The sequence below is a fragment of the Streptomyces sp. NPDC056948 genome (assembly GCF_042674225.1).
Taxonomy (GTDB): domain Bacteria; phylum Actinomycetota; class Actinomycetes; order Streptomycetales; family Streptomycetaceae; genus Streptomyces; species Streptomyces purpurascens.
On sequence record NZ_JBHUQX010000374.1, the window covers coordinates 1 to 9,545 of the forward strand.

Annotated in this window: 12 protein-coding genes and 1 pseudogene; 11 read left to right on the plus strand and 2 right to left on the minus strand. The window is 69.6% G+C overall.

Annotation, left to right across the window (positions count from 1 at the left end; genetic code table 11):
• Window positions 1-15: 15 nt before the first annotated feature.
• The 4 genes from ACFTZL_RS34725 (at window position 16) to ACFTZL_RS34740 (ending at window position 3,488) form a co-directional block, all read left to right on the plus strand.
• Window positions 16-348 (plus strand): MerR family transcriptional regulator, encoded by a 333-nt coding sequence (locus tag ACFTZL_RS34725; protein ID WP_382591238.1) that lies wholly within the window; start codon window positions 16-18, stop codon window positions 346-348.
• 60 nt (window positions 349-408) lie between these two features.
• Window positions 409-1,197, plus strand: a complete 789-nt coding sequence (locus ACFTZL_RS34730; protein WP_382591241.1) for a hemolysin III family protein — start codon at window positions 409-411, stop codon at window positions 1,195-1,197.
• 197 nt (window positions 1,198-1,394) lie between these two features.
• The gene (locus tag ACFTZL_RS34735) at window positions 1,395-2,657 is read left to right on the plus strand and encodes a PP2C family protein-serine/threonine phosphatase (RefSeq protein ID WP_382591244.1); all 1,263 of its coding nucleotides are present in this window, start codon (window positions 1,395-1,397) and stop codon (window positions 2,655-2,657) included.
• Between the two features lie 504 nt (window positions 2,658-3,161).
• Window positions 3,162-3,488, plus strand: a complete 327-nt coding sequence (locus ACFTZL_RS34740; RefSeq protein WP_382591266.1) for an STAS domain-containing protein — start codon at window positions 3,162-3,164, stop codon at window positions 3,486-3,488.
• A gap of 505 nt (window positions 3,489-3,993) precedes the next feature.
• Here the strand turns inward: ACFTZL_RS34740 and ACFTZL_RS34745 are convergent.
• On the minus strand, window positions 3,994-4,167 hold the full coding sequence (locus tag ACFTZL_RS34745) for a hypothetical protein (RefSeq protein ID WP_382591247.1): 174 nt from the start codon (window positions 4,165-4,167) through the stop codon (window positions 3,994-3,996).
• A gap of 288 nt (window positions 4,168-4,455) precedes the next feature.
• Here ACFTZL_RS34745 and ACFTZL_RS34750 point away from each other — a divergent pair.
• A pseudogene (locus ACFTZL_RS34750) lies at window positions 4,456-4,809 on the plus strand (alpha/beta fold hydrolase); the annotation flags it as partial.
• Window positions 4,810-5,318: 509 nt separating this feature from the next.
• On the opposite strand, the gene ACFTZL_RS34755 reads toward ACFTZL_RS34750, so the two are convergent.
• A complete protein-coding gene (locus ACFTZL_RS34755; RefSeq protein WP_382591250.1) occupies window positions 5,319-5,987 on the minus strand; it encodes a GntR family transcriptional regulator in 669 nt (222 codons plus the stop codon).
• Between the two features lie 107 nt (window positions 5,988-6,094).
• Between ACFTZL_RS34755 and ACFTZL_RS34760 the strand changes: the two genes are divergently transcribed.
• From ACFTZL_RS34760 to ACFTZL_RS34785, 6 genes are all read left to right on the plus strand, one after another.
• Entirely contained in the window at window positions 6,095-6,526 is a 432-nt protein-coding gene (locus ACFTZL_RS34760; protein ID WP_382591253.1) for a VOC family protein, read from the plus strand.
• A 51-nt stretch (window positions 6,527-6,577) separates the two neighbouring features.
• Window positions 6,578-7,228: an NAD(P)H-binding protein gene (locus ACFTZL_RS34765; RefSeq protein ID WP_382591256.1), complete on the plus strand. Its 651-nt coding sequence runs from the start codon at window positions 6,578-6,580 to the stop codon at window positions 7,226-7,228.
• A gap of 52 nt (window positions 7,229-7,280) precedes the next feature.
• Window positions 7,281-7,682 carry a RidA family protein gene (locus ACFTZL_RS34770; protein WP_382591258.1) on the plus strand — a complete coding sequence of 134 codons (402 nt, stop codon included), beginning with the start codon at window positions 7,281-7,283 and terminating at the stop codon, window positions 7,680-7,682.
• Window positions 7,682-8,116: an SRPBCC family protein gene (locus ACFTZL_RS34775; protein ID WP_382591261.1), complete on the plus strand. Its 435-nt coding sequence runs from the start codon at window positions 7,682-7,684 to the stop codon at window positions 8,114-8,116. The genes ACFTZL_RS34770 and ACFTZL_RS34775 overlap by 1 nt, the downstream gene beginning before the upstream one ends.
• A gap of 62 nt (window positions 8,117-8,178) precedes the next feature.
• Entirely contained in the window at window positions 8,179-9,288 is a 1,110-nt protein-coding gene (locus tag ACFTZL_RS34780) for an NADH:flavin oxidoreductase/NADH oxidase (protein WP_382591263.1), read from the plus strand.
• 78 nt (window positions 9,289-9,366) lie between these two features.
• The coding region (locus ACFTZL_RS34785; RefSeq protein ID WP_382591269.1) for an SDR family NAD(P)-dependent oxidoreductase at window positions 9,367-9,545 on the plus strand (179 nt) is incomplete at its 3' end.

Sequence of the window (9,545 nt, forward strand, 5' to 3'; positions counted from 1 at the left end):
CCACAGAGAGGTCAGATGACAGCAGACGATTCCTTCGGCCGTCTCGACGACGACGACTACCCCGCCTACACCATGGGCCGTGCCGCCGAGATGCTCGGCACCACCCAGGGCTTCCTCCGTGCCATCGGCGAAGCCCGCCTCATCACCCCGCTGCGCTCCGCGGGCGGACACCGTCGCTACTCCCGCTACCAGCTGCGCATCGCCGCCCGCGCCCGCGAACTCGTCGACCAGGGCACCCCCATCGAGGCCGCCTGCCGCATCATCATCCTCGAAGACCAGCTCGAAGAAGCCCAGCGCATCAACGCCGAGTACCGCCGCGCCGCATCCCGGCGCACGGCCGGTGCCTGAGCCGTGGTCCACGGCGACGCGCCGGACCGCAATTCCTCCGCCGATTCAGAATATGAGCGCATGATCGCCGAAGATCCTCAGCCGCCGGCACGCGGACGGGAGCCCCAGGCGCCCGACGCCCTGCGCACCCCGGCAACAGATGCGCCTGCCGGCGCACCCGGCCGACTGACTGGTGGGCAGACAGCCGCCGGCCTGGAAGGCGGGGTGGAGCGCGCGGCGGCTGCGCTGAAGCCGAGGATGCGCGGCTGGCTGCATGCCGGTGTGTTCCCTCTGGCGCTGGTCGGCGGGATCGTACTGCTCGCCGTTTCGCGCTCGGCTGCGGCGGTGGCGGCGTGCTCGGTGTACGCGGTGTCGGCCTGTCTGCTGTTCGGTACCAGCGCGGTCTACCACCGCGGAACGTGGGGTCCGCGAGGGGAGGCGGTCCTGCGGCGGCTGGACCACGCGAACATCTTCCTGATCATCGCCGGTACTTACACCCCGCTGGCGGTACTGCTGCTGCCTGCAGGCCGGCAGATGGTGCTGTTGGCCGCGGTGTGGACGGGCGCCCTGGCCGGCATCGCCTTCCGCACCCTGTGGATCGGGGCTCCCCGCTGGCTGTACACGCCGTGCTACATCGCACTGGGCTGGGTGGCCGTCTTCTACCTGCCCGACTTCGCGCGCACCGGCGGCGCCGCGGTCGGCGTACTCGTTATCGCCGGCGGTCTGCTCTACACCGCGGGCGCCGTCGTCTACGGACTCAAGCGCCCTGATCCCTCACCGGCCTGGTTCGGCTTCCACGAGGTATTCCACGCCCTGACCATCGCCGCCTTCACCGCGCACTACACAGCCATCCTCCTCGCAGCCACATGACACGGTGTTGTTAGCGGGCAGAAGTCGGGTCCGGTGATGCACATGACCTGTCCGGTACCGGGCTCGGCACAGATTTCTCCGCGTCTTTCGGGGCGAAGTCATTAGCATCATCGAGCAACGGAGGAGTCGCTGTGACTGTGAGAGGGCCGGACGGCGAGCGGGGCGCCCGTGCTCCCGGGGGCGGGAGTCGTCGGGCGATGACTTTGGCGGGGACGTTGGAGGCGGCGGAGGCTGCGGCGCCTGTGGAGTCGCTCGACGTGGTCGCAAGCATGCTCGTAGAGCACCTCGGGGCCGCGTCGGTGTCGTTCCTGATCACCGACTTCACTGGCAGCTCGGTCGTACGGCTGGGGGCGGCGGGCAGCGTCGACACCAATGAACCTGCCCGGCGAATCAAGCTGCGGGGCACCCTGTACGACGACGTGATCCGCACCCAGCGGCCGAGCGTGGAGGACAAGGGCCAGGGCGCGCTGGTGCAAGTCGTCGCCCCGGTGACCAACCGCGGGGACGCTATCGGACTCCTCGAACTGTTCCTGCCGGAGGCGCCGGACGCGGAGATGATGCGGGAGATCGGCGAGACCGCGCACGCCCTGGCGTACATCGTCATCGCCAACCGGTCCTACACCGACGTGTACCAGTGGGGCCGCCGCACGATGCCGCTGAGCCTGGCCGCGGAGATCCAGCACCGGCTGCTCCCGGCTTCGCTGGCGTGCGAGGCCGCGCAGTTCGCGGTGGCCGGGGCGCTGGAGCCGGCCGACCACGTCGGGGGTGACACCTTCGACTACGTGATCGACCGGGACACGGTCCAGCTCTCCGTCACCGATGCCATGGGGCACGATGTCGACGCCGCGCTGCTGGCCACGCTTCTGGTGGGTGCCCTGCGCCGGGCACGGCGGGCGGGTGCCGGCCTCGCCGAACAGGCCCGCCAGGCCGACCAGGCCATGCGCGAGCACGGCAACGATGGCTACGTCACCGGCCAGCTCCTGCGCATCAGCCTGATCGACGGCAAGACTGAGTTCATCAACGCCGGGCACCCCTGGCCGCTGCGGATGCGGGACGGCCAGGTGCGGGAGATCACTCCGAAGATCGACATGCCGTTCGGTTTCTCTGCCCCTCACACCTACCGGGTCCAGTCGTTGGACCTGCGGCCGGGCGACCGGCTGGTGATGCTGACCGACGGCATGCTGGAGCGCAACGCAGGCAGCCGCGATCTGTCCGACCTGATCGTGCGCACCCGCGCGCTGCATCCCCGCGAGGCCGCCCGCACCCTCATCGCCGCGATCGTCGATGCCAACGACGGCCACCTGCAGGACGACGCGACCGTCATGTGCCTGGACTGGCACGGCACCAACCACTCCCAGCGGGACGCCGCCACCGGCGCCGACCTCACCGACGCCTCACACGCAGTGGGCGATGCCGGCCTTGACCGGATGCCTGGTGGTGCTCAACGCCCTGCACGGTGAGCAGCAGCGTCCTGAGGAGCAACTGCCCGGCAGAGCCTGTTTCGCGTGCCGTGCGGCTCGCGCGTTGCCGCAGGGCTTGCCCGCGCGTGGTGGGCTTGACGCTGTGGTTGCTGCATGTCGCGTACTGACCCACGGCCCCGGAAGCCCTGAGACCCCCCAGACCGCCGGTCACCGGCCGGTCAACCGGAGAAGGCCCGGCCCCGGCCTGTACGGGGAAACAGGGCCGGGACCGTGCACGCGTCGCCAGTCCGGCGAGCACAGCCCCGCAGCGACACGGATCCCTCAGCGGACGATGCTCAGTGAAGGGCCTGCTGCGAGTGATGGGGGGCAGGTTGTCTGCCGCGGTGGACAGCAGGGGCGTTGCCTGGACGTGTGTGGCCCCGTGGGGTGAAGGGCGGAGTATGGCGTCCGGGGTGGGGCACTCGGGCGGTGCTTTGTTGTGCTGGTGCTGCGGTCTCCCGGGGAGACGACGGGGAGGGCGTTGTGGGCGGTCCGTCGGTCGAGGTGAGCGCTTCCGGCCGGTGCTTGGTGGCGAGGGTCAGCGGCGAGATGGACTACGTGAGCGGCCCGGCGTTCGGCGCGGAGTTCATGGAACTGATGGCGCGGGCTGAGTACTTGATCGTGCTGGAGTTGTCCGGCGTTTCGTTCTGTGACTCAGCCGGGCTGAACGTCCTGCTTCAGGCTTGGCGGCAGGCGGATTCGCGTGGGGCTGTCGTGGTGCTGGCGAATGTCTCCGGGCCGGTGCGGCGCGTGCTGCAGATGACCGGGGTGGATCATGTATTGCGGGTCTATGACACCGCCGGCGATGCAGAAGGCGATTTCGGATGCTGAGTCTGCTCAGAGCCACGGGGTTGGTGATATGAGCAGACGGTGTGCCCGCGATCCGCGTGCGGCGGCTGTGGCTTTGTATCTGACGTCCGACACCGTCCCAGACCTCCGCTGAACGCGCCGGCTCCAGGGCTGGTCCCGGGGCCGCCTTCGGCTAGGCACCGGTGAGCGACACCTACACCGTGCTCCGCCCCCCACGGCTTGGCTGACGCCGAACTCTCACTGGACCGCGCCACCATACGAAGCGCTCGACACCGCTGTCCTCGTGTGCGGCGTGCGGGAAGGGTCCAGGGCGTAGGCGCCGGTGCCGAGCGTCGCGGCCGGCGCCCTGGTCGCGGTGACCCGATGGGCCGCATGGTCGGGGGCGCTGAAGACGTAGAACTCCCGCCGGCCGACGAGGCGGTCGGCGGCCGGACGGTGCAGGACAACGGGCGGCCACCGAAGACCCGACGCGCATCGGTGGCACGGACATCAATGTGGAATCGTTTCACGCCCTACCTGGGGGCGATCAGTGACGGAAGCTGTCTTTCGCGCCCTCCTTGGTTGCTCGGGCCCTGCCCCGTGCCTCCAGTGCGGCGCCCTTGGCGGCGGTGGTGTCCTTGCCCATCGCGTGGGCCAGCTTCCTGACAGCCTTCCCGACAACCTGCTCGGTCGTGGCCTTGGCCTTCTCCCCGGTGCTCATGTGGGTCCCTTCGTCGACGCCCTACGATGCGCCTGCCCCTGACGCCGGGGCGGAAACGGGTGCCCGCTTTCAAAGAGCGTCTCCGTACCCTCGACGACGACACGGAGCGGGTGCACGAGATCAGCGGCCCTCCACAGGCTTATGTCCGGCTGACGGGCCGGCGTACTGCTCCGAGGAGATCCAGTAGCCGCCAGCGGCGGCTGAACAGGAAGTCGACGATGAGGTTGTTGCCACCTGCGGCCCTTGGCGGTGTGTAGCCGGATGGCGCGAAGGCCAGCGGACTGGGCCGAACACTGGCGGGTCCTGGGTGGCAATCAGCTCCCCTTCGACGCTGAATGCGCCCGCGCCCTGGAGCGGAAGGTCATCGAGCACACCGGGCACTACGCCACCAGCACCGCGCATGCCCGCGCCGACGTCTCCAACCTGGATCGCACCGAGCAGCTCGCCCAGACCATGGTGCTCACCCTCGTCATCTCCGCTCCCGCCGAGCCGGTCTACCCGCCGCCGTATCCCCACCACCTCGACCAGGCGATCCAAGGCGCACGTCTCATCGAGATCCCCGGCATGGGCCACGCCCTTCCTCGAGAGGTGCACACGCCGCTCGCCGCCGCGATCCTGGATCACACCGCCAGGCGCTGGTGAAGTCAGGCCCGCCGCGGCATCACCGCACGGCGGCCTGGGCGGTGGGCACGGCGCTGAAGGTGGTGGGCAGGACGGCGAGAGCGGCAGCGGCGAGGGCGCGCGCAACAGTCTTGATCTGACTGCCAATAAGTGAGGGCAGTCGCTTGCGCGGGTTCAGGGGCCTATCGAGCGGCCGACCCGGAGTCGGCGGGCACGACGTTGCAGGCGAGCATGTGTGCCAGCGCGGGCGACCGGACGCCGCGCGGGCGCCAAAGCCACGACTGCAGCGGCGAACTCCTGTGTCATCTGCATGATGCAAGTTTTTCCGGTCTGCCCCTCGCCCACCACGAGCCCACGCTGGTCCGCATCTCGTGCGCGTCGGCGTCTTCGCCGCGGGAGCCCCCTTCTGTCGCGGTGGGGATTTACGTGACCGGCGACACGGACTGCCCAGGCGGCAGCCGTGGTGGCGTAGCTGTGGCCCGTCCCCAGGAACTCCGGGCCGGCTGGCTGCGTGCGGTCGTCCGCAGCACTCAGTTCGGGTCGGCGTTCCCGGTCACTACGTCGACGGCGTGGCGGCGGTGCGCGGCGAAGAGGTCGAGCGCGGTTTCGGTTTCGCGGGAGCGCAGCGCGGTCACGAGGCCGTGGTGTTCGCGCGGGATGCAGCCGAGGTACCCGTCGGTGCTGAGGTTGATCCGGGTCAGCAGGAACAGGTGGACCTGGCACCGGATGCCGTCCCAGGCGTCGGCGAGGCGCTGGTGGCCCGCGGCGGCGAAGACGGCGTCGTGGAAGGCGATGTCCAGTCGCACCATCTCGTGGGTGTCCGTGACGTGCTTCATGACCTCGGCTGCCTTGGCGAGGGACGCGAGGTCCTCGTCCGAGGCGCGCGTGATCACTTGGCGGACAGCCAGGTCTTCCAGTGCGCCACGCAGGCTGTCGAGCTCCGCGACATCCTCGGCAGACACCGTCGTCACTGTCGTCCCGCGGTGCCACGCGCAGTGGACCAGCCCCTCGCGTTCCAGTACGCGCAGCGCTTCACGGACCGGGCCGCGGCTGACGTCCATCGTGGCGGACAGTTCCACCTCGCGGAGCTGGGCGCCGGGGGCGTAGACCCCGCTGAAGATGGCCTCCCGGATCCGGTCTGCGACTTCGTCCGACAGGCCGCGGCGGCGGGCCGGGGACACCTTGCCCTGATCACTCATGTCTGGTTTGCACCTCCTCGGACTACGTCCTAATGTTAACATCCGCATGTTGTCTCATTGTTAACATTAGGACAACGAGGCGTACCCACTCTAGGAAAGGCAGTGCCGTGACTGTTCTCGACTCTCCGATCCCCCGGTTCCACCTGGCCGTGCCGGTCGATGACCTGGCTGCCGCGCGTCGCTTCTACGGCGACGTGCTGGGGCTGGAGCAGGGCCGCAGCGCGGAAACGTGGGTTGACTGGAATCTGCACGGCCACCAGTTCGTCACGCATCTGGCACCGGAGCGCGCGCAGCGCATCCACAACCCGGTCGACGGTCACGACGTCCCGGTGCCGCACTTCGGGCTGATCCTGACGATCCCCGAGTTCCAGGGCCTCGCCGACCGGCTGCGGGCGGCGGGCACCGAGTTCGTCATCGAGCCCTACGTCCGCTTCGAGGGCCAGCAGGGCGAGCAGCACACGATGTTCCTCCTCGACCCGGCCGGCAACGCCCTGGAGTTCAAGGCGTTCGCCGACGACTCCCAGGTGTTCGCCGCCTGACCGGCGGACACCGCACCCCTCTACTCACCACTCGAAGGACGGGACGAGCTCATGAAGGTGTTCCAGATCGGCGCTGCCGGTGGAGTCGGCCGCCGCCTCACGCAACTCCTCGCCGCTCGCGGGGACTCGGTGACCGGCATGCATCGCGGGCCCGCTCAGGGCGAGACCGTGCGAGAGGCCGGCGGCACGCCGGTGATCGGTGATCTCATCGCCGACGCGGTCGACGACCTCGCGCAGAAGATGCGGGGCCATGACGCGGTGGTCTTCTCGGCCGGCGCGCATGGCACCGGCATGGACAAGACGACTCTCATCGACGGCAAGGGCCTGCAGAAGGCCGCGGACGCGGCCGTGATTGCCGGGGTGACACGGTTCGTGCTGGTCTCGGTGTTCCCCGACGCGCTGCGCGGCGGCGAGGCCGGTGAGGGCTTCGAGCACTACATCAAGGTCAAGAAGAGTGCCGACGTGTATCTGACGCGCACCGATCTCGACTGGCTGATCGTCCGTCCCGGAACCCTCCTGGACACCCCCGGCAGCGGCCGGGTCACCGCCGGGTCCGCTGTCGAGTACGGCGACGTGCACCGCGACGATGTCGCCGCGTTCATCGACGCCGCCCTGCACGAGCCGCGCCTGAGCCGCGTCATCGTCGAGCTGACCTCCGGCGACACCCCCGTCGCGGACGCGGTCGCCCGCCTCGCCGCCTGAGCCTGGCACTCCCACCCCCACCCCCTGAATCCCTCAGAGAAGGACAATCACCATGACTGCGATCGATTCCTACAGCCACGGCGTCTCGGGCGAGCGCGAGTTCGGCTTCGCCCAGGCCATCAAGGTCGAGCACACGATCTATGTCTCGGGCCAGCTCTCCCACGACGAAGAGGGCAACTTTCTCTACGCGGGCGACTTCGAGGCCCAGAGCGAGCAGGTCTTCGCCAACTTCGAGAAGGTCCTCGCCCACTACGGCGCCACCCGCAACCAGGTCGTCTCCGAGACCCAGTTCATCGTGGACCTGCCGAAGTACAACAACGCGATGGCGGCTGCCAACCTGGCCTACTTCGGTGACCACCGCCCCACCAGCAGCACCATCGGCGTCGCCTCGCTGTTCTTCCCCGGCCAGCTCATCGAGACCAGCTTCGTCATCGACACCCGTCTGCCCGCCTGATGGCACAGGCGTTCTGGAGCTCGGTCTTCGCCAGCTCCGCAGACCAGACCTGGGCCGTCGTCCGGCAGTTCAACGGCCTGCCCGACTGGCACCCGGGCATCCGGGCGAGCGAGATCATCGGGGGCGGCAACGGGCTCACCCCCGGTGCGGTCCGCATCCTCACCGGGGTGGACGGCAGCACCTACCGGGAACGGCTCGTGGCGCTGGACGACGCCGGCCGGAAGCTGAGTTACGAGATCGTCGAGGCACCGCTGCCGGTCCGCGGCTACCGCTCGACGCTGCACGTCCAGCCCGTCGCCGACACCGGCGGCGCCTTCCTCAGCTGGCACGCCGCCTTCGACCCGGCCGAGGGCTCCACCGCCCAGGAAGCCGCCACGGTCCTCGAAGCGGCCTACGCCCCGGCCCTCGCGAACCTCCACACGATCATCGCCTGACCTCCGACAGCTGCAGGCCCCACGCTGTCATCGATCACCGACCACGAAAGAAGCACCACCGCATGAGTTCCCTGTTCACCCCCCTCACCCTGCGTTCCCTTCAGATACCCAACCGGGTCTGGATGTCCCCGATGTGCATGTACTCCGCCGCCCCCGAAGGCCCGGACACCGGTGCGCCGACCGACTTCCACCTCACCCACCTGGCTTCCCGTGCCGCCGGTGGTGCGGGTCTGGTCATGGCCGAGGCCACCGGCGTGCGGCCCGACGGGCGCATCAGCCCCTGGGACCTGGGCCTGTGGAACGACCGCCAGCAGGAAGCGTTCACCCGCATCACCGCGGCCATCAAGGCGCACGGTGCCGTCCCGGCCATCCAGCTCGCCCACGCCGGCCGCAAGGCATCGGTGGACAAGCCCTGGCTGTCCGACCGCTACCTGCCCGAGTCCGAGGGCGGCTGGCAGCCCGTCGCCCCCAGCGCGATCGCCTACGACGGACTCGCCGACCCGCACGAGCTGACCGTGGAGGAGATCCAGCATCTCGTAGGCGACTTCGCCGACTCCGCGCGGCGCGCGCTGGCCGCCGGCTTCCAGGTCGCCGAGGTCCACGGCGCCCACGGCTACCTGATCAACTCCTTCCTCTCCCCGGCCTCCAACCACCGCACCGACGCCTACGGCGGCAGCTTCGAGAACCGCATCCGCTTCGCCCTGGAGGTCGTCGACGCCGTCCGCGCCGTGTGGCCCGAGGACCTGCCGGTGTTCTTCCGCACCTCGGCCACCGACTGGCTGACCGAGAATCCCGAGGACACCCGCGAGGGCTGGACCGGGGACGACACCGTCCGCCTGGCCAAGGAACTCCAGGCCCGCGGCGTCGACCTGCTCGACGTGTCCACCGGCGGCATGGTCCGCGACGCCAAGATCGTCGCCGGACCCAACTACCAGGTCCCCTTCGCCACCCAGGCCCGCCAGGCCACCGGCATCCCCACCGCAGCCGTCGGCATCATCACAGAACCGCGGCAGGCGGAGGAGATCATCACCAGCGGGCAGGCCGACGCGGTCTTCCTCGGCCGCGAACTGCTCCGCAACCCCTACTGGGCCCAGCACGCCGCGCTCGCACTCGACGCCGAGCCGACCTGGCCCGACCAGTACGCCTACGTCGTCAAGCGCCGCAAGCGCTGACCCCCCACCCCTTTACAGCCTCCGCCGCACGGCCCTCACCAGGCAAGGCGCGCTGAACCACCGCACTGGAAGATCCCCATGAACCACCTTCAGGACAAGGTCGTCGTCATCACCGGCGCCTCCTCCGGCATCGGCGCCGTCAGCGCCAAGGCCCTCGCCGCCCGCGGCGCCAAGATCGTTGCTGCCGCCCGCGGCCAGGACGACCTCGACCAGCTGGTCGCCGACATCGAGAAGGCCGGCGGCACCGCCGCCGCCCG

Bases quoted from the DNA above. Each gene is read 5' to 3' on its own strand.
- ACFTZL_RS34780 (WP_382591263.1), top strand. From the start codon at position 8,179: ATGAGTTCCCTGTTCACCCCCCTCACCCTGCGTTCCCTTCAGATACCC.
- ACFTZL_RS34730 (WP_382591241.1), top strand. From the start codon at position 409: ATGATCGCCGAAGATCCTCAGCCGCCGGCACGCGGACGGGAGCCCCAG.
- ACFTZL_RS34770 (WP_382591258.1), top strand. From the start codon at position 7,281: ATGACTGCGATCGATTCCTACAGCCACGGCGTCTCGGGCGAGCGCGAG.
- ACFTZL_RS34745 (WP_382591247.1), bottom strand. From the start codon at position 4,167: ATGAGCACCGGGGAGAAGGCCAAGGCCACGACCGAGCAGGTTGTCGGG.
- ACFTZL_RS34755 (WP_382591250.1), bottom strand. From the start codon at position 5,987: ATGAGTGATCAGGGCAAGGTGTCCCCGGCCCGCCGCCGCGGCCTGTCG.
- ACFTZL_RS34775 (WP_382591261.1), top strand. From the start codon at position 7,682: ATGGCACAGGCGTTCTGGAGCTCGGTCTTCGCCAGCTCCGCAGACCAG.
- ACFTZL_RS34735 (WP_382591244.1), top strand. From the start codon at position 1,395: ATGACTTTGGCGGGGACGTTGGAGGCGGCGGAGGCTGCGGCGCCTGTG.
- ACFTZL_RS34765 (WP_382591256.1), top strand. From the start codon at position 6,578: ATGAAGGTGTTCCAGATCGGCGCTGCCGGTGGAGTCGGCCGCCGCCTC.
- ACFTZL_RS34725 (WP_382591238.1), top strand. From the start codon at position 16: ATGACAGCAGACGATTCCTTCGGCCGTCTCGACGACGACGACTACCCC.